Genomic DNA, 24,093 nt, shown 5'->3' on the forward strand with positions numbered 1-24,093 from the left:
ATCCTGCTTCTTTTTCATACGTACTATTTTCCTACAGAAGTCCACTTAAAGCTTAACTCTGGGCCATATTTATTGACATAAAGATCTTTTATTGTTTCACGCTCTAAGAATGCTCTTCCACGTTGATAGATTGGTGCAATCGCCGCTTCATCGAATAGGATTTTTTCTGCTTTCGACAGGTCATTCCAACGTCCTTTTACATCAGATCCTTCTTTCTTAGCCTTTGTAATCAACTCATCATACTTAGCATTTGAATAACCCATTTTATTTTGTGCACCGTTTGTTACAAATAAATCAAGGAATGTCATTGCATCTGGGTAGTCTGGTCCCCAGCCGCTATATGAAATATCGTAATCACCGCTGCTCTCTAATTTTAATAATTGTGCAAAAGGTTGTACTTTCACATTTAGTTTTAAGCCTGGTAAATTCTTTTCTAATTCACCCTTTAAAAACTCACTAATTTTCTTCGCTAATTCTGTATCAGAGTTTAATAGCGTTAATTCAATTGTGTCTTTTCCAAGTTCTTTTTTACCAGCTTCCCAATACTTTTTCGCTTCTTTTAGATCCACTTTTGCAAGATTTCCATTTTCTTTACGGAAGTCCTTCCCGTCAGAACTCTTAACAAAGTCTTCCGGAACTAAGCCGCCAGCTGCTTTTGAACCGTTATTTAACAATGTATTGATCATACCTTTACGCTCAAACCCTAAAGAAATCGCTTTACGAATATTTTTATTTGCTAAAGCAGGATTCTTTTCATTTAAACGTAAGAAGAATACTGTTGGATCACTTGTCGTTTTAAAACCGCTATCTTTTCTATATTTATCTACAAATTCTGCCGATAAAAGAACACGGTCAACTGCTTTTGTTTCATATAAATTTATTGCTGTTCCTGTTTCTTTTACGATATTAAAGTTTACTTCTTCTAATTTAACTGCTTTATTATCCCAATAAGATGGATTTTTCTTTAATTGGTAGCTTTGCTCATGTTTCCATTCACTTAATACAAATGGACCATTATATAATGTTGTATTCGCTTCTAATCCATGTTTTTGCCCTTGTTCTTTTACGAATTTTTCATTAAGTGGGAAGAACAGTGGATATACTGTTAAATTCACAAAATACGGAACCGGATTATCTAGTTCTACTTCGAATGTATAATCATCAACTGCTTTTACACCTAATTGGTCTACTGGCAATTGTTTCATATTAATTTTTTCTGCATTCTTCACATCAAACATAATGTAAGCAGACTTTGCAGCTGTATCTGGATTTACTGCTCGTTGCCAAGCGTACACAAAATCTTTTGCTGTTACAGGGTCGCCATTTGACCATTTTGCATCTTTGCGTAATTTAAACGTATATTTCTTTCCATCTTCTGATTTTTGATACGACTCAGCTACACCTGGAACTACCTTTTGATCTTTTCCAAGACGATATAATCCTTCCATTGCATTGTTCATTACGCTTGAAGATGCTGAGTCTGTTGTTAATGTTGTATCCATCGTCGGAAGCTCAGCTGTTTCAATCATATTGATTACCTGCTTCGCATTACTTGTGTCCCCTTTTGCTTTCGCCTTCGAATCATCTTTTGAAGATCCGCATCCCCCTAAAATCATGCTGACTGTCAATGTTGATGCAAGTAGCATCGGCACCTTTTTCTTCATGTATTATACCCTCCTCCAAAATGTTAGCTCTTTCATTGAAAATAATAAAAAGTAATTAAGTTCTAATAATTCATATTATACATACAAATTGATTATTTGTATATTTATTTTTCTATTTTATAAAAATTTTCTGTTAACATCCCATTATTCTACTTTGCTTTAGTATCAATATTTCCATCGATTTTTTGTTATTTTTAAATTAATTTAAATTATCTGAATATAATCTAAAGATTTTTATAATATATATTTTGTACAAAATACTTTCATTTTTTTAAACAACGAAAAACCGAGCACATTTTCCACGTGCTCGGTTTCTCTTATTGATAGATTTCTTTATACTTCTTATACTCAGCTTCTGAGCAAAGAACGAAATGTCCTGGACGAACTTCGCGCATTTGCGGTTCTTCATTTCCATATTGATGCTGAGATGGATCGTACACGATACGTTTACGATTGCGCTCATAATCTGGATCTGGAAGCGGAATTGCTGATAGTAGTGATTTTGTATACGGATGAATTGGATGCTCGTATAACTCTTCACTTGTTGCAAGTTCCACGATTTTCCCGTGATGCATAACACCGATGCGATCACTAATATATTTTACCATCGATAAATCATGGGCAATAAATAAGTATGTTAAGCCTTTTTCTTTTTGTAGATTTTTCAATAAGTTAACTACTTGCGCCTGAATTGACACGTCAAGTGCTGAAATCGGCTCATCGGCAATAATAAAGTCCGGTTCTACTGCTAACGCTCTTGCAATCCCAATACGCTGACGTTGTCCACCAGAGAATTCATGCGGGAAACGACTTGCATGCTCACGGTTCAAACCAACTGTTTCAAGTAATTCATACACACGCTTCATACGATCTTCTTTGTTTTTAGCAAGACCGTGAATATCAATTCCTTCTGCAATAATATCACCAACGCTCATACGCGGATTTAACGATGCGTATGGATCTTGGAAAATCATTTGCATTTTACGGTTAAATTTCTTTAATTCCGCACGTGATTTTTTACCGTGTACATTATTCCCATCAAACAACACTTCGCCCGCCGTTGCGTCATATAAACGAATGATTGTTCTTCCCGTTGTTGATTTACCAGAACCAGACTCACCTACAAGGCCGAATGTTTCTCCGCGGTAAATGTCGAATGTCACATCATCAATTGCTTTAACAACTCCGCCGTTCACGTTAAAATATTGCTTTACATTTTTCACTTCAATTAATTTTTCACGATTATTTGTCATGCTGTTCACCCGCTTTCATTTGTCGAATACGTCTTTGGACAATTTCAGGCGGCTCCACTTTCGGAGCTTGTTCATGAAGCAGCCACGTTGCTGCATAATGCGTATCACTTATTTTGAATAAAGGTGGTTCCATTTCAAAGTCAATCTTTAACGCTTGTGGATTACGCGCTGCAAATGCATCACCTTTTGGCGGCTTTAATAAGTCTGGCGGCGTTCCCGGAATTGCATATAATTCATCTTCCCCACCTTCTAGGCTTGGCATAGAAGCTAATAATCCCCATGTATACGGATGTTTCGGATTATAGAAAATTTCATCCACTGTTCCAATCTCTACAACTTTCCCTGCATACATAACAGCTACGCGGTCCGCTACATTGGCAACAACACCTAAATCATGCGTAATAAAAATGATAGCCGCTTCTGTTTTTTGCTGAATGTCTTTCATCAACTCTAAAATTTGTGCTTGAATTGTTACGTCAAGCGCAGTTGTTGGCTCATCGGCAATTAATAATTTCGGATTACAAGCAAGCGCCATCGCAATAACAACACGCTGTCTCATACCACCTGAAAATTGGTGCGGATATTGCTTAAGACGTGCTTCTGGATTCGGAATCCCTACAAGGTCGATCAGCTCTAACGCAACTTTACGAGCATCAGCTTTACTCATTCCTTGATGCTTAATAAGACCTTCCATAATTTGATTACCAATTGTCATCGTTGGATTTAAAGATGTCATTGGATCTTGGAAAATCATCGCAATCTCTTTTCCGCGAATTTGTTGCATTTCTTTTTCAGACAACTTCGTTAAATCACGGCCGTCAAAAATAATTTCCCCATTCTTAATGCGTCCTGGTGGCTTTGGAATTAAGTCCATTAGCGCTTTAGACGTAACGGACTTACCAGAACCAGATTCCCCCACAATTGCTAGCGTTTCTCCTTTTTTCAGATCAAAAGTAACTCCGCGCACTGCTTGTACTTCACCAGCATGTGTGTCGAACGAAACTTGTAAATCTTTTACTTCTAACAAAGTTTTCATCATTCCATCTCCTTCCCCGCTTTATTTACGCATTTTTGGATCTAATGCATCACGTAAACCATCTGCTAATAAGTTAAATGCTAAGATCAACATACTAATTACAAACGCTGGAATAAACATCATATGTGGATATGTTTGAATTGATTTATATCCATCACTTACTAAAGAACCTAATGATGCTAACGGTGGCTGAATTCCTAGACCGATGAAACTTAAGAAAGCTTCTCCAAACACTGCACTTGGAATTGTGAACATCGTCATAACAATGATAGAACCCATTAAGTTTGGTACTAAATGTCTTACAATTAATTGTGTATTTGTTGCTCCAAGTGTACGTGATGCCAATACATACTCATGATTTTTCATTTTCAATACTTGTCCACGCACAACACGTGACATTCCAATCCATCCTGTAAGAGCCATCGCAAATGTAATTGATAGAATACCAGGATCCATTACAATTACCATTAATATTACAATAATTAAGTACGGAATACCATTTAATACTTCAACGAAACGTTGCATGTAGTTATCAACACGGCCTCCGTAGAATGCTGAGATACCACCATATGCAACCCCAATAATTAAATCGATTGCTGCTGCTAATAATGCGATATATAAAGATACTCGTGTTCCATCCCACGTTCTTGTCCAAATGTCACGACCAAGATCATCTGTACCAAACCAGAAATAATCTTTAATATCACGTTTCTCATACTGGTCTACACCATATTGGTCTACACCATCAAAAGGCAACCAGTGAATGTTCTCTAAAACTGGTATTTTCGGTGGTATTTTCGCACGGTTTAAATCTTGATCTTTATAAGAATATTTACTCATCATTGGACCAAAAATCGCTAACAGTGTAATGAGAGCGAGTATAACCATCCCAAAAACTGCGCCTTTATGTTGAAACAAGCGTCTTCTTACATCTTCCCAAAACTTTACACTTGGGCGGGCAATAACTTCATTATCCGTATGGCTGCGATTTGCTGGTTGAAATAAATCTGGCGATATTTTTTGTACATCTTTCATCATTTTTTCCCTCCCGCTAAACGAATACGAGGATCAACTACACCGTATAGTACATCGACTATAAAGATAACAAGAATGAAAATTGCACTATAGAACATTGTTGTACCCATGATAATTGTATAGTCGTTTAATGGAATAGACTTAACGAACTGTTCCCCTAAACCTGGTACAGCAAATACTTGCTCAATAACAAGGGTTCCTGTCATTATACCAGCGACCATCGGACCTAAAACCGTAATGATTGGAATAAGAGCATTTCGCAATGCATGTTTTACAATAATTACACTTTGACTAATCCCTTTTGCTTTTGCTGTTAAAATGTAATCTGCTTGCATAACCTCAATTAATTCTGTACGTGCAAAACGAGCAATTGTTGCTGTTACACCTACTGATAATGCAATCGTTGGTAGGATTGTGTATTCAAATCCTTTCCAGAATGCTACTGGTAACCAACCTAATTTTACCGCTACATAATATTGTAGTAGTGCCGCAAAAACGAATCCTGGTACCGACATCCCGAGTACCGATATAAAGGTCGCCCCGTAATCGGCCCATGTATTCGTACGTAACGCTGCAACAATACCTAGTAATAATCCAATAAAAGTTCCTAAAACAATTGCTTGAAAGCCTAATTGTGCAGATGGACCAATGCGGTCAACAATCATCTCTGTTACTGGACGGTTATCATACTGAAATGATACCCCTAAGTCCCCTTTAGCTAAATTCCCCATGTAGCGTGCATATTGCACTGGTAGCGGATCATTTAATCCATATTTGTCTAAAATGATTTCTTTTTGTGCTGGTGATAACTTCTCCTGATTTTTAAGCGGAGAACCCGGCAACAACTTCATTAAAAAGAATGTTAAAGTTGTGATTAAAAATAATGTAATGACCATGTACACGAAACGTTGTAGTGTATAACGTCCCATAAATAGCACCTCCCCATTTTTTCAAAAGCAATAAGATAGTTTTAAATATTCTTACTATTATCTTTAAAAATAAGAGCATACGCCCATCATAGGCATATACCCTTGAAACCGATGGAATAAATCACATTATTACTAAAAACTATTTACTTATGAGATTAAATCTTGAAATTCTCCAATTGCGCATTATGTAGCTTCACCTGTAAAGATTTAGAATTAAAAGAATAATCTCCAAGTTTCTACAATTTTCATTATACATAGAATGAGACGATTGTGAATATAATTTTTTGTTTTTTTGTTAAAATTTTTAATTTACAGTGTATTTTATATATTTTTTGTAAAGACAAGACTTAACATTGAAGTTATCTAATTAAAGGAAAATGCGCAATCGTATTTTTTTTCTAAAAATTCTTTATAGTACATATTATAACTTTTATAGTATAATAATTCTAGTAATATTTTTGCGGAGGGGAAGCATTTGAATACATTTTTTTCACGTATTAGTATATTAACAGGAAGTACAATTGCGATTTCTGGCGCATATGCTGTTATATTTTCTAATTCTTTTTTATTAAATTTTGTCAATATGATGTTTTATATCGCTTTACTCTTCATTATTATCGGAGGATTTGTATTTCTATTTCAACGCGGCTTTTTCAATGTAACAATATATGCTTTTAAAAAATTAGGTCGGTCCAATAAAAAGTTTGAATCTTTAATTGAAGAAGAAGAAAAACGCGATCCGAAAGAACTATTATATCGAACTTATTCCTTTGTATGGACATACCCTATCGTGATTACTGGTATCATATTAGGAACATTATCAACAATTATTAGTTACACCGTTCTTAAGTAATTTGCAAACTATTTATTATGTGTTATAATAGTACAAAAATTTTATACGTATGCAATGAGAAAGAAGAGTACATATTGAAGCAATTTCAGAGAGCTTGTGTTTGGTGCGAACAAGTAATTGTCCAATATGGAATGGGCTTTTGAGCACCAAACCGAAACGTTTCAGGAGTAGGCTTTGGCGTCACATCCAACGTTACAATGGATAAAGAGATTTTGCGTTCGCAAAATAATTAGGGTGGTACCGCGGTCCATTCGTCCCTATTTTCAGGGATGAATGGGCTTTTTTGTATTCGAAAAGCGCAAGCGGCTCGCTCAGAATGGGAGGAGGATGGAGCTCCTGACGTAGAGGTGCTTCTTACCTCGCAGGAAGGCGCGAAGCCACCGACCATTCTAGCCGCTGAAGCTGGACATCTCGAAAAGCGGAGCCGACTGTCTAGCCCTGTTGGCTAAGGTTCTTTCGCACAGAAAGTGATTTTTACTTTCTCGTGCGGAAGGTTCTTAGACAGGAAGGGCTAGGAGGCGGAGCTAGACAAAGAAAAGCGGAAGCGGCTCGTTCAAAACCACAAGACGTTCGGATTCTAGACGGAAATATAAAAAATTAAAAACAATACATCTTTTCAAGGAGGAAATGATATGTCAGTTATCTTTTCAGGCATTCAACCAAGCGGAACCATTACACTTGGGAACTATTTAGGAGCAATGAAGCAGTTTACAGAACTGCAAAATGAACACGATTGCTACTTCTGCATTGTAAACCAACATGCAATTACTGTACCGCAAGACCAAGTACAGCTTCGTAAAAATATTCGTAGTCTAGCTGCATTATACGTAGCATGCGGCATCGATCCTAAGAAAGCTACGTTGTTTGTACAATCAGAAGTTCCAGCACACGCTCAGCTTGGATGGATTATGCAGTGTACTGCGTATGTCGGTGAATTAGAGCGTATGACGCAATATAAAGATAAAGCAAAAGGAAGAGAGTCTGTTCCAGCCGCTTTATTAACATACCCGCCGTTAATGGCAGCTGACATTCTACTATATAATACAGAAATTGTTCCAGTTGGAGAGGACCAAAAACAACATATGGAGTTAACACGCGATTTAGCAGAACGTTTTAACAAGCGTTATCGCGAGGTGTTTACAATTCCAGAAGTTCGCGTTCCAAAAGTAGGCGCACGAGTAATGTCATTAACAGAGCCGACGAAAAAAATGAGTAAATCTGATCCAAATCCAAAATCGATGATTAGTTTACTTGACGATCCAAAAACGATCGAAAAGAAAATTAAAAGTGCTGTAACCGATTCAGACGGCATCGTAAAATTCGATAAAGAAAATAAACCAGGTGTTTCAAACTTATTAACAATCTACTCCTCTTTCTCAGGAAAAACAGTAGAAGAATTAGAAGCTGCGTACGAGGGTAAAGGATACGGCGACTTCAAAGGCGACTTAGCACAAGTTGTTGTAGAAGCGATCCGTCCAATTCAAGAGAAATATAACGAACTGATCAACTCTCCTGAACTAGACGAAATCCTTGATCAAGGAGCTGAAAAAGCAAACCGCGTCGCAATGAAACAACTACGTAAAGTTGAAAACGCAATGGGATTAAGTAGAAAACGAAGATAAGAAGAAAAGCGGAGCCGACTGTTTAGCCCTGTTGGCTAAGGTTCTTTCGCACAGAAAGTGATTTTTACTTTCTCGTGCGGAAGGTTCTTAGACAGGAAGGGCTAGGAGGCGGAGCTAGACATCATCAAAAAGCGGAAGCGGCTCGCTTAGAATGGGAGGGAGCGAAACGACCGGAGATTCTAGCCGCCGGAGCTAGATCGTTCATTCTCATGCCGAAATTTGTCGAGGTGTCTTTATATCGTGTCGAAGCGCCGATAAATGTATCATTTCCGCCGATATATCTCAAATAGCGCCGATACATACATCATTTCCGCCGATATATCTGTGGTCACCAAAAAAGGAATGATCCGAAAAGGCACATCCGTGCCTTTTGGATCATTCCTTTTAATTTACCTTTTGTTCATTTTCCATTTCCCACAACTTTTCGAAGAATGGTTGTCCTCTTACTAGTCGTTCACAGAGCTGTTCATGTTTATCTGACCATCCGTGCTTTGCTTCTTCATATAAGCGGTTCCATACTTCTTCGAATGGCAGATGTTGCACAGCTGGATATGCTGCTGGATCCCATTCTGTAAACCAATAGCGAATCTCCGCTGGATTTTTCGTTGTATGTAGTTGATCTAGCGCCATAAAGAGCAGTTGTTTTAATTGTCGTTCTTTCCGTGTTAACCCATTCATCATATGTGGGGAAGGTGATAAAATATGATGTTCCTTTTGTGGTGATTCCATTTCAAAATCATATGTTTCTGCTTGTACGTTTTCTACCATTTCATACACCATTTGCTCTTGTCTTGGAATCAACCTACTTTTTCGGATTGGAATGTTGTATCCAATTGTATCAATTGCAATTATTCCTTTGCCATCTGATACAACAAAACAATACTCCTGCTGCAGCCGTTCATGATTTTTTCGAATATACGCCTTATGATGTACGTCTTCCATTAGTCTTTGCGGAAGTTCTAGTAATTCGTTCTCGATGTAATGATATAATGTGGAATCTACCTTTACTAATGGTACTTGATCTAACAATTCGATCGTATCATCCTTGCGCCATTCATAAAAATGACAGACGTTATACCCATTTTCTTCACCTTCAAACCAATTTACCCATACATCATGTAGATATAACATTGCTTACCCCTCACTTCACAACTGTTTGTAAATCTCATTATGGTCATATTTCGTAAAATTTATTCCAAGAGAGGAAATATATTCTCCTTAATTAATTTCTTCATTATCCTCTATCTTTCATGCTTATTTAGTGGATTTTTTCTTCATCCTCTACTGATTGTTCTCTTGGAATTTTGAAGTGCTGGGTCATGCATTATAAAAAGACAACGCCTCTTCTAAAATAGCTTTCGCATCCATTCCTAATAAAGAAGTTGTATCCCATTTCTTACGCCACGCACAATCTTTTACAATATAAAACCCTATAGCATACCCAAGCATTTTCGGATAGAATAACCCTCGTCCATTTAGCAATATATCATGCTCACTCGATCCTCGTTGTATGTCCCACCTGTCTTGTATATATCGGCGCCAAAACATAATCGCGTCTTCTTTGTTGTAATAAGACACCCACGGCGCATAGTAACTTTCTCCGTGCCGTTCATACACCGCATGTTCCGCTAATCCTTCCATTACCATTGTATCTAAAATGGTATACGCTTCTTCTTTCTTCTCACTTGCATGAATGCGGCATATATGGTGATATTCATGAGTAAGCAATGCCTTAAGCTCAGCAATTGAATTTTGTGAACTTACAAATAAAAACAAAGCATTTCGCATCGCTAATCCCGTTTTACCGTTATACTCTTGTTGAATCGTTCGATTATACGGATTTGATAACAGCGTAAATACCGGTATATTAGGCCCGTTTAACCATTCCTGTAGTTTTTTATATTCTACTGCCAATCGCTCCCATACTCGTTCTTTTTGCAATATGTCTATTTCTTTCTCACCACCTGCTACCGGGCGAAACATTCCTTTTGACACAAGAAATCTATACACCTCTTCTTTCTGGAGCGGAATATACTTTGTAAACTTCTCACAAATTTTTTCCGGCTCTTGATAATGCGTACGCATCCACTCTGCCGTTTGGACCACTCCCATCTCTCCCACTCTCCTTTTGTTCCATACATATGCAAAAAAACGAAAGAAAGCATAAAAAAATGCAGATTTTCATCAAAGTCATTGAAAAAGCCCATAAAAAAAGAAGATAACCATCTACTATATGGACGGTTATCTTCCTTTCAAATTCTATATATTTAATGGAATTTCTATTATATAAATCCATTTTGTTTTTCAACATACAAATCGCCGCCAGGCAAAACAAAAAGTGGTCTACACTCGTTTCCCTCTCTTTGTTTGAACTTCGCGGGTGGTAGAAAAAGGCCCTGACCGCTTCTACGAACGGCCAGGTGCTCTCAACCATCTAAAAAGAAGGTTTTTCAATTTGTATTTATTATTTATACTCTTTAAATACTAATGCTGCGTTATGGCCACCGAAACCTAATGAGTTACTTAATACAGCACGTACTTTTTGTTGTCTTGCTTGATTTGGTACACAATCTAAATCACACTCTGGATCTGGTGTTTCATAGTTAATTGTTGGTGGAACAATGCCATCTTCAATTGTTTTCACAGATATAATTGCTTCTACCGCACCAGCTGCACCTAATAAGTGTCCTGTCATTGATTTTGTTGAGCTTACCGCTACTTTATATGCTTGCTCGCCAAATACTTCTTTAATTGCCATCGTTTCATATCTTTCATTCAATTCTGTACTTGTACCGTGCGCATTAATATAATCAATATCTTCTGGCTGTAGACCCGCTTCTTCTAATGCTTGACGCATCGCACGGACGCCGCCTTCACCGCCAGGAGCTGGACTCGTAATATGGAATGCATCACCTGTCGCTCCGTATCCAACGATTTCAGCATAAATATGAGCACCGCGCGCTAACGCATGCTCTAATTCTTCTAATACAAGAATTCCTGCTCCTTCTCCCATTACGAAGCCGCTTCGATTTTTATCAAACGGACGACAAGCAGTTGCTGGATCTTCACTAAATGTTAATGCTTTCGCTGAACAAAATCCAGCAACCGCCATATTTGTTAACGGTGCTTCCGCTCCGCCTGTAATCATCGCATCTGCATCTCCGCGCTGAATCACTTTAAATGCATCACCAATAGAATGTGCACCAGATGCACAAGCTGTTACTGTACATGTATTAATCCCTTTTGCACCTAATGCGATGGACACTTGGCCTGCAGCCATGTCAGGAATCATCATTGGTACGAAAAATGGACTAACGCGGCGTGCGCCTTTTTCATTAAAGATTTTGAACTGCTCTTCATATGTTTCCATACCGCCGATTCCAGAACCAATCCACACACCAATACGCGGTCCGTTTTCTTCTGTAATTTCTAGCTTTGCATCTTCCACAGCCATTTTTGATGCTGCTAATGCATAATGTGTAAAACGGTCCATACGACGCGCTTCTTTTTTATCAATATATTTTTCAACATCAAAGTCATTAATTTCCGCTGCAACTTTCACAGGAAATTGATCTGCATCTAAGCGTGTAAGACGTCCGATTCCAGATACACCATTTTTAATATTTTCCCAAGCAGTTTTTACATCCGTTCCTACTGGAGTAACTGCTCCTACTCCTGTAACTACAACACGCTTTTTTTCCATACAAAATACACTCCTTTTCTCTCAGTCCTTATTTACCCCAACGAAGAGCAACTGCTCCCCATGTTAATCCGCCGCCAAAACCAACTAATATGATGAGATCACCATCTTGAATGCGTCCGTTTTGCAATTCTTCTACCATCGCAATCGGAATTGAAGAAGCTGACGTATTCCCAAACTTGGAAATTGTCATGCTCATTTTTTCTTGCGGTAAATTTAGCCGTTCTCTCGCTGATTCCATAATACGAATATTCGCTTGATGAGGCACTAAAAAGTCCACATCTTCTTTCGTAAGATTCACTTTTTCTAAAACGCGAAGACATGAATCACCAAGTTGACGAACAGCAAACTTAAAGACTTCTCTGCCATTCATCATAACATATTCATCTAGATAAAGGTGCTTGCCACCACTTCCATCCGCTCCTAATTCAAACGAAAGAATACCTTTTCCTTCTGAAACAGCCCCCATAACAACAGCGCCTGCTCCATCTCCAAATAGAACCGCTGTATTTCGGTCATTCCAATCTACAATTTTAGATAATTTATCGCTACCAACTACTAATATATTTTTATAAGTTCCAGTTTGAATAAATTGTTGTGCTGTAATCATTCCATACATAAAACCAGCACACGCTGCACCTAAATCCATCGCTGCTGCATGCTTTGCTCCGATTTCTTCTTGAACTACACAAGCAACCGCTGGAAACGAACGGTCTGGTGTTACTGTTGCAACTAAAATAAGATCAATTTCTTCTCCGCTCATTCCTGCATCTTCAAGTGCTTTTTTTGCAGCTTCCGCGGCCATATGTGAAGTATCTATTGTATCATCAGCAATTCGTCTTTCTTCAATTCCTGTTCTTGTTCGAATCCATTCATCAGATGTATCCATTATTTTCTCTAAGTCGTGGTTTGTGACAACTTTTTCTGGCACATATCTTCCGATCCCTAAAATGCCTACATTCACAGGGCAACCCTCCGATTTATATCAATTCTTATGACTTGGTACTAATTTTAAATGATAAATTCTCTTTTGTCTATATATTATTAATTTGTTATTCTATAGTACATCGCAAGTCTTTCCCGAAAATCACGCAAATCTGGATACAGTTTTAAATTAGACAACATCCCTTGAACAACCGGAACGCGCGGATGCTCCGTTTTCATTTCTGATTCTAGTACATCTAGTGTAACAATTAATTCTTCATTTCCTAATTGATCTACCAGCGTACGTTTTAACTGAAGAATTTCATTTATAAATAATTCTTCCTTACGTCCGTTCATTACATTCGTATTACACAAAAAATGATTGAGTTCTCGTTCTAAAATAACCGGTTTTTCATTTGAACGTTGCAGTCCCGCTACGATATCATCGATTCTCTTTAAGATAAACTTCGCCGTATACGGTATATCTAAATTTACCGTATTAAAGATAATTAACTCTAAATATGCATTTGATATTCCTTCTAGTATGATAATTAAGTCAACAAGATGAGGGGTAATCTCTTCCCCGTAAAGAGAAAGTAAATTGTTTCGATAAAAAGTATGTGATTCTAATTTCATCCTCTTCATAAACACTTCTACTTCCTTATTAAAAGGAATTACATTTTCTCTCATACACATAATAATAAATTCTTTTTTTTGTTGTAATTCGTAAAACTGACAGTACAATTGCTTTTCAAATCTCTCACGCGGAAGTAATGGTTCTTTTTCGAAATCCATCAATTTATTTTGAATCTGATCGTAGTAATACTCTAGCGCTGCCAATACTAAGTTATCTTTCGATTTAAAATGCAAATAAAAAGCACCTTTTGAAATGCCGCATTCTGTTGCAATTTCTTGAATAGACGTTGCATTCACGCCCTTCATCGCAAATAATTTAATTGCTGCCTCAATAATTAACCGTTCTTTTTCCTTCATCATTTTTCTCTCCTAAAAAAACACTCTTATCAGAATTATGACTCATCAGTCAAAAATTGCAAGTAGTTCACAGTATTTTACCTTTTCGTTGACTATTGACCGATCGGTCATTTATACTTTGGTTGTTATGACCGATTAGTCAGTTTTTATAAAAAGGAGAGTAGAAATGAACAAAATTATTAACTTTTCGTTAAACAATAAGTTTGCCGTCTGGCTATTAACGATTATTATTACGATTGCCGGAATCTATTCTGGTCTTCGTATGAAGTTGGAAACAATCCCGGACATCACAACACCACTTGTGACAGTCACAACTGTGTATCCTGGCGCCACTCCGACTGAAGTAGCAGAAAAGATTTCTAAACCAATCGAACAAAGGCTGCAAAATTTAAGCGGAGTAAATGTTGTCAGCTCCTCTTCTTATCAAAACGCGTCTTCTATTCAAGTAGAGTATAACTTTGATAAAAATATGGAAAAAGCAGAGACAGAAGTAAAAGAGGCTCTCGCTAACTTCCCTTTACCGGAAGGCGTAAAAGAGCCAAAAATTTCTCGTCTGAGCATCAATGCTTTTCCAGTTATTTCATTAAGTGTCACAAATAAAAATGAATCCCTTGCCCAGCTAACAAAGCGAGTAGAAAAAGATATCGTTCCAGGCTTACAAGGATTAGACGGCGTTGCCGATGTGCAAATTTCCGGTCAACAAGTAGAAGAAGTACAACTCGTCTTCAACAAAGAGAAAATGAAAGAATTAAACCTTAGCGAAGAGACAGTCAAGAATATGATTAAAGGTTCTAACGTTTCGATGCCGCTAGGAATGTATACATTTAAAGATAAAGAAAAATCCGTTGTTGTAGATGGCAATATTACAACGTTGAACGCTTTAAAAGAAATGAAGATTCCGCTTATCCCTTCTGCAAATCAAGGAAGTTCGCATGGACCAGCTCAGGCGCAGCAGCCTAGTATGAATCCAGCTGCAGCGGGACTAGCATTAGGTATTCCAACTGTATCACTGCAAGATATTGCCGATATTAAACAAGTTGGAAAGGCAGAATCCATCTCGCGTACAAACGGAAAAGAAGCGATCAGTCTGCAAGTTGTAAAAGCTGCTGATGCGAATACAGTTGACGTAGTAAATGCTGTAAAAAACAAGGCAAATGACTTTGAAAAGAAATTTGATAACATCGAAATCACTTCAACATTTGACCAAGGTGAACCAATCGAAAAATCAGTTAGCACAATGTTAAACAAAGCTATTTTCGGTGCCATTTTCGCTGTTATTATCATTATGTTGTTCTTGCGTAACATTCGAACAACACTTATTTCGGTTATTTCCATTCCACTTTCTTTATTAATTGCCGTTTTAGTATTAAAAGAAATGGATATTACATTAAATATCATGACGCTCGGGGCAATGACTGTCGCTATCGGCCGCGTTGTCGACGATTCCATCGTTGTTATTGAAAATATTTATCGGCGCATGGCTTTATCTGGTGAAAAATTAAAAGGAAAAGACTTAATTCGCGAAGCAACGAAAGAAATGTTCGTTCCTATTATGTCATCAACAATCGTAACCATCGCGGTCTTTTTACCGCTCGGTTTGGTGAAAGGAATGATCGGTGAACTATTCTTACCGTTTGCTTTAACAATTGTTTTCGCCTTATTAGCATCTCTTCTTGTAGCTGTTACAATTGTTCCAATGATGGCACATTCTTTATTTAAAAAAGAAAGCATGAAAGAAAAACAACATAACCATGAAGAGAAGCCAAGTAAACTTGCTAATGGATATAAACGTCTTTTAGAGTGGGTATTAAACCATAAAGTAATTACGTCTAGCATTGCGGTTTTATTATTAATAGGTAGCATTGCACTTCTTCCGATTGTCGGTGTAAGTTTCTTACCATCTGAAGAAGAGAAAACAGTCATCGCCTCTTATAATCCAGAACCTGGACAAACAATGCAAGATGTTGAAAATATTGCAACAAAAGCAGAAGATTATTTTAAGAAAAATAAAGATGTAAATACAATTCAGTTCTCACTTGGCGGAGAAAATCCGATGAGCCCAGGTAAATCGAACCAAGCATTATTCTTCGTTCAATACAAAAACGATACAAAGAACTTTGAGAAAGAAAAAGAAAAAGTTGTGAAGGACCTGCAAAAGATGACGGACAAAGGAGAATGGAAAAACCAAGACTTCTCATCTGGCGGGGGCAACAATGAAATGAAGTTATACGTTTACGGCGATAATATAGAAGAAATTAAACCTGTCGTAAAAGACATTCAAAATATCATGAAAAAAGATAAAACGTTAAAAGATGTCGACTCAAGCCTTTCAAAAACATACGATGAATACACATTAGTGGCAGATCAAGAGAAGTTAAGTAAACTCGGTCTAACTGCTGCGCAAGTTGGCATGGGACTTTCCGACTCTCACGACCGCCCTGTCTTAACAACAGTTAAAAAAGACAGCAAAGAAATGAATGTGTATGTTGAAGTAAACAAACAAAACTACGAAAACGTCGATGATTTAACAAATCGAAAAGTACAAACGCCGCTAGGTACAGAAGTGGCTGTAAAAGATATTATGACGGTAAAAGAAGGAGAAACGTCTAATACCGTAACAAGACGTGACGGCCGCGTATATGCAGCAGTAACCGCAAAACCAACGACAGACGATATTGCAAAAGCTACTCGCAACATTCAAAAAGAAGTAGATAAACTGAACTTACCATCTGGCATTGATGTATCAATGGGCGGTGTATCGAAAGATATCCAAGAATCATTTACACAACTTGGCTTAGCGATGTTAGCTGCCATTGCGATTGTATACTTCGTTCTTGTTATAACATTCGGCGGAGCACTGGCGCCATTTGCGATTTTATTCTCACTTCCATTTACGATAATTGGCGGCGTTGTTGCCTTACTCATTTCCGGTGAAACATTAAGCATCTCCGCAATGATTGGTGCCCTTATGTTAATCGGTATCGTTGTTACGAACGCCATCGTATTAATTGACCGCGTTATCCATAAAGAACGCGAAGGTTTTACAACGCGCGATGCATTATTAGAAGCTGGTGCAACAAGATTACGACCAATCTTAATGACAGCTATCGCAACAATCGGCGCCTTACTTCCACTTGCATTAGGATTCGAAGGAAGCGGCCTTATCTCAAAAGGCCTTGGCGTCACAGTAATCGGAGGACTAACAAGCTCTACCCTATTAACATTACTAATCGTACCAATTGTGTATGAAGTAGTAAGTAAATTCAAACGAAAAAATAAAGTGGCCAAATAAAAAGCGAGACCTTTCCATCAAAACGGAAAGGTCTCTTTATATGTTGTTCCATAATCGTGCCCGATTGTTAAACCATCCAACATTGTTTGCGAACTACAAAGTAAAGGCTTAGTTTATTCTCTTTTATTTTTACCTAATTTCTCATTACCACGTTTAAAATTACCCGTAATTTTAGCTAACAATAACTGTACTGCTGTTATATTATCGTCACCCTCTTTGATTTTTGCTATAAGACGCTCTGCCTCCCTACCCTTTACAATTTTAATTTGTTTACCCCCGTAATAGATTATTACCGTTCCTTTTTTCGTTATTTGATAAGCAAAAGGTTCTTTACTTAATCTGTTTTGTTTATCTATTTCGCTCACTGCACCGTCTCCCTACTTATTTTAGTTTCGAACATTCAATCTTCACAAAAACGGGTGATTGAGAAAATTTTAATTTTCCAAGCTGGCTGGTTAGTTTAAGATTAAGTTAGAAGTTGTTTAACTTAATGAAGAATAGGTATTAGATTTTAAATCTTTGGAGGGGATGCATTTGAAACAAATCATTTACTTACTTAGACATGGAGAAACTGAATTAAATGTAAAAGGCCGATATCAGGGAGAACTTGATTCAACACTAACGTCTGATGGCGTTGAACAAGTTAAAAAAAATACAAAATTGCTAAAAGTACTTATAGACAACCCTAGAGAGTGGGAGTTTATTTCCAGTCCATTAGGAAGAGCGCAACAAAGTACTGATATAATATGTGAAGTTATAGGTTACGATAAAAGCAAAGTTATAATGGACAAACGATTAAAAGAGGTCTCTGTCGGTAAATGGGCTGGTCTAACCACAAAAGAAATTGAAGAATCTTGGCCAAAACTTATGAAAAATACGAACAATTACAATTGGTATTTTAATTCCCCTGGTGGAGAAAGCTATGATTCAGTTGTAAAGAGAGTATCAGGATGGCTGCATTCTATACAGAATAAAGAAAAAGTGATAGTGATGTCACATGGACTTACCGGAAGAATAATAAGAGGTGTATATCAAGGTTTAACAAAAGATCAAGCATTAGTCTTAGAAGTATCTCAGAATACATTCTTTAAACTATCAAATAAGCAAATAGAAAGTTTTTGTTCAGAGTATGATGAATTTTATTAAATGGGAATCCATTTTATGAGTAAAAAAAGCACTTAAATAATAGAGGGCGCTAGTTTAAGTAGAAATAATCAAACTTTATTATAAAGAATATGCATTTAATCAATCTTTATTTTAAAGCGGCAATAATCACTGTTATGCAGAACACAACATGAACGCTACTTGCTTTCTCCCTTTGTTTTAAACCTCGCACGGGGCAGAAATAGGCCCTGACCGCACCTATGCACGGCCAGATCCTCTCGCCCACCTAAAAAAGGCGGTTTTTATGTCTGTTGTTCAATTCATATTTATTCTACTCTTTCACATCCGCTTTCCCAAGTTCATACGCCTCGCCCATAACCTTCATCAATAACTCCAACACAGGCTGTGCCTTAGCCATATCCAACGCCACGCCGTTATCATCTAAAATCGCCTTTGCTTCTGGTAAGTATTTCATTGCGATTTGTAAAAACTGCATATTTTTTTCGTTCATTTTTCATCTTCCTTTCCACATCAAAACTCTCTTTTCTAGTTTACCACGTGTTACTTGCCTCGTATAACTCCCTATATTGTTTTATATGAGAAATTTGACGCAGCATCCCCTTTTCTAAAGAAAACTCACTTGGAACAACTATCTTTTTTTCCTCATCACCTTTTAGGCACTCCTTCTTCTGCACTTGAACTCTTCCTCTTTTTTGTAATATATCAATTCCTTTTTGCCACCGATTTTTTTCTTCGCTGCAAAGAGTATATATGTTCATTTCCATCTTCTCTTGACCAATCGTATATAAATAGTTCGCAACATCTTCAACATACAATAGATCACATGTACATTCTTCTATAGGAAGAGAAATCGTTCGCTGTTTTAATTGAGCTAGAATGATATGGTGATATGCCATAAATGACGGTTGCCACGGTCCATATACTGCCGGAACACGTAGTATACAATAATCCGCTCCGCCTTTTTTTATTTCTCCTTCAATTGTTTGAAAGAACAAACCGTTTTTGTCATTGCTATCAATTTGATTCACCTTTTTGGAAGAGAGCATAATACAATTTATTTCTTTTCGTTTACACAAACTTTCAACACTCTTTACATATCGCAGTATAAGACGCTCATTCCGAAAAGCTCTTTGCTGATTTGGCTCACATAAACAAAAATACACAACGTCAATCTCGTGTTCCTCTAACGCTTCCCACCCTTCACGATCTCGTAGTGAAGAGTATATAAACAATGCATTTCGACCAATTAAACATAATTTTTCCTCGTTCACCTTGGACATACTGCTCATATTATCAAAATCAAATGCATATACCTCAACTTCTTCTTTAAGAAACTTCTGCACAAGATGGTAACCTACAAATGTTAACGCTCCAATGATAACTACTCGTTTCAATTTATCTCCCTCCCCACATACATAAAAAGCTCCTTATGTATAGGAGCTTTATAAACCTTCATACCACTTAAAAAATTGACATGCATTTTGCGCCATTTTATATTTTACATCTTGTAAATGAAAGGATAATGCAGTTGGAGAATTCTCTTGTAAACGTTTCTTTTCATATTCCCGGAGTAACTGTTTTCGTTCCTTTTTTTCTTGAGCAGATACGAATATTTTGACCGGAACGGAAGATACTAAATACGGAAATGCTTTCTTCTCAATTTTCTGTTGTAATCCGACTTCTGTTGCATTATATGCTTGCATCAATTCACGAATTAACCGCTTATAAAAAAATTTGTGCTCTTTTTCAATTTCAACGTGTGCCGGTAAATGAAGACACGGATTAAACATAAGAACAGAGCGCACACATTCTGGATATTGCGCCATCATTTGCAAAGCAACAAGCGCACCCATTCCCTCTGCTATGATATGAATCTTTCCGTTCAAAATTTCCTTTTTCATAACAACATGATACAACCGCTTCGCTAAACGAACTGCCTGTTCATTCCCCCAATGTCTACCGTATAAATTAGAGGAAAAAACTGTATAGCCATTCTTCCGCAATTCGTTTAAAAGCTGTAACCGCCCAGCGTGTTGCAGCCATAAACTTGTACCATTCTCGATAAAGTAATTATAGTCACCTAATAACAATATCCCAAATCCATTCGGCTTTTCCGGTAAATGAATTACACATGCCTCTTGTTCTAAAAAGAAAAAACGTTCCGTAATACTCATTCTTCTCCCGCCTTATATGACAACATCAATTTCACTCTTTTATAATGTATGATATGAAGAGCAATTTGCTTTGCAAAAACGACAAATATTTTTTCTATATTCTTTTTCGAGTTATGATACAATAAAGACAAACTGAACGAATAGAGGTGTAAAAAGATGCGTGTAATTTGGGCCTTTTTCTGGTCGTTCTTGCTTGTGCAAATGATGAGTTACGTAGTTAGCGCAATGACGCCAGGTGTTACATACGATTTTGGGCAAGCGTCTATCTTTTCTGTAGTTATTACTGTACTAGTAATCGCACTTGGAGCATTAATTCCAAACGAACCTGCAGAGCAGCATTAATAAAAAAAAGAGTCCGGATACCCGGACTCTTTTTTATTGAACTCTAACAACTAACTCGTTATTCACTACCTCAATCAATACATGACTATGATCGGTAATCGTGCCCGCAATGAGCGCACGCGCTAACTTCGTTTCAATTTGCCGCTGTACGTAGCGTTTTAGAGGACGCGCACCGTACATTGGATCAAACCCAGACTCTACAACAAACTCTTTTGCAGCATCTGTAAGTTCCACTGTAATATGGCGATCTGTTAAACGATTTTGCAGCTCTTTCACAATTTTATCAACAATACCTTTTATTTCATTTGTTGTAAGTGGTTTAAAGAGAATAATTTCGTCCACTCGATTTAAAAACTCTGGGCGGAAATGACCACGGAGTTGGCCCATGACAAGGTTTCTTGCTTCTTCTTGAATCGAACCATCTTCTCCTAATCCTTCTAGTAAATATTGCGATCCGATATTGGACGTCATAATAATGACTGTATTTTTGAAATCAACTGTACGCCCCTGTGAATCTGTAATACGCCCATCATCTAACATTTGCAGTAAAATATTAAACACTTCCGGATGCGCTTTTTCTATTTCATCTAATAAAATGACAGAATACGGTTTACGGCGCACAGCTTCTGTTAATTGTCCGCCTTCTTCATATCCGACATACCCAGGAGGCGCTCCGATTAAACGAGATACAGCATGCTTTTCCATATACTCTGACATATCAATTCGAATGATTTGTTCTTCGCTATCAAATAATGACTGTGCCAATGTTTTCGCAAGTTCCGTTTTCCCAACACCTGTCGGTCCTAAGAAAATGAACGAACCAATCGGACGATTTGGATCTTTAATTCCCGCACGAGCGCGCAACACCGCATCCGCCACAAGACCGACCGCTTCTTCTTGTCCAATAACACGCTCTGATAAAATTTGCTCTAAACGAAGCAACTTCTCACGTTCTCCTTCTACGAGCTTTGCAATCGGAATACCAGTCCAGCGCGATACGATATTCGCAATTTCTTCTTCACTTACTTCTTCACGAAGAAGACGGTTATCTTGCTGTTTATTTGCACTTGCTTCTTCCGCTTCTTTCAATTCTTTTTCTACAGCTGGAATTTTGCCGTGACGAAGCTCTGCTGCTTTATTTAAATCGTAATTTCCTTCCGCTTCTTCTAGCTCTCTTCGCAAACGTTCTAGGCTTTCGCGCAAATCACGTACTTTATGAATTTCTTCCTTCTCTTTTTGCCACTGCGCCCGCATTCCACTCGCTTTTTCTTTTAAATCCGACAACTCACGCTGCAATGTTTGCAGGCGCTCTCTACTTGCATGGTCCGTTTCTTTACTAAGCGCAGCCTCTTCAATTTCTAACTGCATAATACGGCGTGTTATTTCATCTAGCTCTGTTGGCAGCGAATCAATTTCTGTCCGGATCGTTGCACATGCTTCGTCAACTAAATCGATTGCTTTATCTGGTAAGAAACGATCAGAAATATAGCGATCCGATAACGTCGCAGCTGCGACAAGAGCACGGTCATGAATATTCACACTATGGTAAATTTCAAATCGTTCTTTTAAACCGCGCAAAATAGAAATCGTATCTTCAACTGTCGGCTCTTCTGCTAATACTTGTTGGAAACGGCGCTCTAATGCCGGGTCTTTCTCAATATATTTGCGATATTCATCAAGCGTTGTCGCTCCGATACAATGCAGCTCGCCGCGCGCTAACATTGGTTTTAACATATTCCCAGCATCCATTGCCCCTTCTGTTTTACCAGCACCAACAATGGTATGCAGCTCGTCGATAAATAATAAAATATTTCCTTCACTTTTTTTAATTTCATTTAATACTGCTTGCAGACGCTCTTCAAATTCACCGCGAAATTTCGCCCCTGCAACAAGCGCGCTCATATCAAGCGCAAAAATCGTTTTATCTTTTAGTCCTTCCGGTACATCTTTACGGACAATACGCTGCGCTAATCCCTCAACGATTGCTGTTTTCCCAACACCAGGCTCACCAATTAATACCGGATTATTTTTTGTTTTGCGCGATAAAATGCGAATCACACGTCTAATTTCACTATCACGGCCGATGACTGGATCAATTTTTCCTTGCCGTACTTCCGCTACTAAATCACGGCCATATTTTTCTAAAGCTTCGTATGTTACTTCTGGATTTTGACTCGTCACTCTTTGATTCCCCCTAACTGCTGTTAATGCTTGCAATAACGCTTCTTTCGTAATATGAACCGATGTAAATAATTCACGTATATCATTCACATTCTTCTCATTGCATAACGCAAGAAGAATATGTTCCACTGAAATATAATCATCTTGTAAATGCTTTGCTTCTTCTTCAGCTCGCACAAGCAGCTGCTGAAGCGCACTTGTAATATACACTTTCCCTGCTTCTGCGCCGCCACCTGTAACCGATGGCTTTCGCTTTAATAATCGTTCCACCCCTTGCATGAGCTGATCTATATTTACATTCATTTTTTGAAAAATACGAATTGCTAATCCATCTTGCTGCTGAAGAAGCGAAGCTAAAAGATGTACAATATCAATTTCTTGATGATGATGCTTAGTAGCAATTGATTGTGCGCCCATAATCGCTTCTTGTGTTTTTGTCGTCATTCTATTTAAGTCCATCGCACCTACAACTCCTTTATAGTTTGACTTTTTTTGACCTTTGAGTTGATTATACGATAAATCACCTATTTTATTCAACGGAGAAGACTTTGTGAGATCTTATTTTTTTATAACGACTCAGCCATACATTTCATTTAGAAATTTGGTAAGGGGGATGATGTAAGTAGAAATACACTTACCTATAGAAAATCATTTTCATTTTTCAGCATATAGATTGCTGCTACAAAGATAAAAATGGCAATACACCTCGTTGCCTCTATTTGTTTTAAAACATTGCATGTGGCAGGAACAGGCCCAGACCATTTAAAAAAATGCTTTTCTGCCTTTTTCTCATAGAGTGACTGAGTAGTTACGAAAATTCCTCTTCATTTCCCAACATATAGATTGCTGCTACGAAGATAAAAATGGCAATACACCTCGTTGCCTCTATTTGTTTTAAAACATTGCATGTGGCAGAAACAGGCCCTGACTGCTCCTATACATAGCCAGTCCCTCCCAGACCATTTAAAAA

Annotated in this window: 20 protein-coding genes and 1 other annotated feature; of the genes, 5 read left to right on the plus strand and 15 right to left on the minus strand. The window is 37.6% G+C overall.

Going from position 1 to position 24,093, the window contains the following annotated elements; all coding sequences use genetic code 11:
- Window positions 1-23 precede the first annotated feature (23 nt).
- The 5 genes from BR72_RS22230 to opp3b form a co-directional block, all read right to left on the minus strand.
- Window positions 24-1,664: a peptide ABC transporter substrate-binding protein gene (locus tag BR72_RS22230; protein WP_035437232.1), complete on the minus strand. Its 1,641-nt coding sequence runs from the start codon at window positions 1,662-1,664 to the stop codon at window positions 24-26.
- A gap of 317 nt (window positions 1,665-1,981) precedes the next feature.
- A complete protein-coding gene (locus tag BR72_RS22235) occupies window positions 1,982-2,917 on the minus strand; it encodes an ABC transporter ATP-binding protein (protein WP_035437234.1) in 936 nt (311 codons plus the stop codon).
- Window positions 2,907-3,953 carry an ABC transporter ATP-binding protein gene (locus BR72_RS22240; RefSeq protein WP_035437235.1) on the minus strand — a complete coding sequence of 349 codons (1,047 nt, stop codon included), beginning with the start codon at window positions 3,951-3,953 and terminating at the stop codon, window positions 2,907-2,909. Before BR72_RS22240 ends, BR72_RS22235 begins: the two co-directional genes overlap by 11 nt.
- A 21-nt stretch (window positions 3,954-3,974) precedes the next feature.
- The gene (gene opp3C / locus BR72_RS22245; RefSeq protein WP_035437238.1) at window positions 3,975-4,991 is read right to left on the minus strand and encodes an oligopeptide ABC transporter permease; all 1,017 of its coding nucleotides are present in this window, start codon (window positions 4,989-4,991) and stop codon (window positions 3,975-3,977) included.
- The gene (gene opp3b / locus BR72_RS22250) at window positions 4,988-5,917 is read right to left on the minus strand and encodes an oligopeptide ABC transporter permease (protein ID WP_035437241.1); all 930 of its coding nucleotides are present in this window, start codon (window positions 5,915-5,917) and stop codon (window positions 4,988-4,990) included. Before opp3b ends, opp3C begins: the two co-directional genes overlap by 4 nt.
- 583 nt (window positions 5,918-6,500) lie before the next feature.
- Here opp3b and BR72_RS22255 point away from each other — a divergent pair.
- Window positions 6,501-6,770 carry a DUF3899 domain-containing protein gene (locus BR72_RS22255; protein WP_081904981.1) on the plus strand — a complete coding sequence of 90 codons (270 nt, stop codon included), beginning with the start codon at window positions 6,501-6,503 and terminating at the stop codon, window positions 6,768-6,770.
- Between the two features lie 45 nt (window positions 6,771-6,815).
- Window positions 6,816-7,032: a binding site (T-box leader), on the plus strand.
- 370 nt (window positions 7,033-7,402) lie between these two features.
- Window positions 7,403-8,392, plus strand: a complete 990-nt coding sequence (gene trpS, locus BR72_RS22265) for a tryptophan--tRNA ligase (protein WP_035437247.1) — start codon at window positions 7,403-7,405, stop codon at window positions 8,390-8,392.
- Between the two features lie 384 nt (window positions 8,393-8,776).
- Here trpS and BR72_RS22275 read toward each other — a convergent pair whose 3' ends face one another.
- The 5 genes from BR72_RS22275 to BR72_RS22295 all read right to left on the minus strand — a co-directional run bounded on the left by BR72_RS22275 (window position 8,777) and on the right by BR72_RS22295 (window position 14,009).
- Window positions 8,777-9,523, minus strand: coding sequence for a YjbA family protein (locus BR72_RS22275; RefSeq protein ID WP_035437252.1), 747 nt, complete (start codon window positions 9,521-9,523; stop codon window positions 8,777-8,779).
- A 186-nt stretch (window positions 9,524-9,709) separates the two neighbouring features.
- Window positions 9,710-10,504, minus strand: coding sequence for a DUF2268 domain-containing putative Zn-dependent protease (locus BR72_RS22280; RefSeq protein ID WP_035437255.1), 795 nt, complete (start codon window positions 10,502-10,504; stop codon window positions 9,710-9,712).
- A 352-nt stretch (window positions 10,505-10,856) separates the two neighbouring features.
- A complete protein-coding gene (fabF, locus tag BR72_RS22285; RefSeq protein WP_035437258.1) occupies window positions 10,857-12,095 on the minus strand; it encodes a beta-ketoacyl-ACP synthase II in 1,239 nt (412 codons plus the stop codon).
- A 28-nt stretch (window positions 12,096-12,123) separates the two neighbouring features.
- Window positions 12,124-13,056, minus strand: coding sequence for a beta-ketoacyl-ACP synthase III (gene fabH, locus BR72_RS22290; protein WP_035437261.1), 933 nt, complete (start codon window positions 13,054-13,056; stop codon window positions 12,124-12,126).
- Window positions 13,057-13,136: 80 nt separating this feature from the next.
- Window positions 13,137-14,009 carry a TetR/AcrR family transcriptional regulator gene (locus BR72_RS22295; RefSeq protein ID WP_035437264.1) on the minus strand — a complete coding sequence of 291 codons (873 nt, stop codon included), beginning with the start codon at window positions 14,007-14,009 and terminating at the stop codon, window positions 13,137-13,139.
- Window positions 14,010-14,175: 166 nt separating this feature from the next.
- On the opposite strand from BR72_RS22295, the gene BR72_RS22300 reads away from it, so the two are divergent.
- Window positions 14,176-17,301 (plus strand): efflux RND transporter permease subunit, encoded by a 3,126-nt coding sequence (locus BR72_RS22300; RefSeq protein WP_035437267.1) that lies wholly within the window; start codon window positions 14,176-14,178, stop codon window positions 17,299-17,301.
- 113 nt (window positions 17,302-17,414) lie between these two features.
- Here the strand turns inward: BR72_RS22300 and BR72_RS22305 are convergent, their stop codons facing one another.
- Window positions 17,415-17,666, minus strand: a complete 252-nt coding sequence (locus BR72_RS22305) for a hypothetical protein (protein WP_035437269.1) — start codon at window positions 17,664-17,666, stop codon at window positions 17,415-17,417.
- A gap of 163 nt (window positions 17,667-17,829) precedes the next feature.
- On the opposite strand from BR72_RS22305, the gene BR72_RS22310 reads away from it, so the two are divergent.
- On the plus strand, window positions 17,830-18,447 hold the full coding sequence (locus tag BR72_RS22310; RefSeq protein ID WP_231559752.1) for a histidine phosphatase family protein: 618 nt from the start codon (window positions 17,830-17,832) through the stop codon (window positions 18,445-18,447).
- Window positions 18,448-18,736: 289 nt separating this feature from the next.
- Here BR72_RS22310 and BR72_RS22315 read toward each other — a convergent pair whose 3' ends face one another.
- From BR72_RS22315 to BR72_RS22325, 3 genes are read right to left on the minus strand one after another with little or no spacing between them, the layout of a single operon-like run.
- A complete protein-coding gene (locus tag BR72_RS22315; RefSeq protein ID WP_035437274.1) occupies window positions 18,737-18,916 on the minus strand; it encodes a ComZ family protein in 180 nt (59 codons plus the stop codon).
- Between the two features lie 40 nt (window positions 18,917-18,956).
- Complete coding sequence (locus tag BR72_RS22320) at window positions 18,957-19,820, minus strand: NAD-dependent epimerase/dehydratase family protein (protein ID WP_035437277.1); 864 nt, start codon at window positions 19,818-19,820, stop codon at window positions 18,957-18,959.
- Between the two features lie 48 nt (window positions 19,821-19,868).
- A complete protein-coding gene (locus BR72_RS22325) occupies window positions 19,869-20,600 on the minus strand; it encodes a lipase family protein (RefSeq protein WP_035437280.1) in 732 nt (243 codons plus the stop codon).
- Between the two features lie 156 nt (window positions 20,601-20,756).
- Here BR72_RS22325 and BR72_RS22330 point away from each other — a divergent pair, with 156 nt between their 5' ends.
- The gene (locus BR72_RS22330) at window positions 20,757-20,942 is read left to right on the plus strand and encodes a YjzD family protein (protein ID WP_035437283.1); all 186 of its coding nucleotides are present in this window, start codon (window positions 20,757-20,759) and stop codon (window positions 20,940-20,942) included.
- A gap of 33 nt (window positions 20,943-20,975) precedes the next feature.
- Here BR72_RS22330 and clpB read toward each other — a convergent pair whose 3' ends face one another.
- Window positions 20,976-23,582, minus strand: coding sequence for an ATP-dependent chaperone ClpB (gene clpB / locus BR72_RS22335; RefSeq protein ID WP_035437286.1), 2,607 nt, complete (start codon window positions 23,580-23,582; stop codon window positions 20,976-20,978).
- Window positions 23,583-24,093 lie beyond the last annotated feature (511 nt).

This window comes from Bacillus sp. UNC322MFChir4.1, assembly GCF_000746135.1.
GTDB lineage: Bacteria > Bacillota > Bacilli > Bacillales > Bacillaceae_G > Bacillus_A.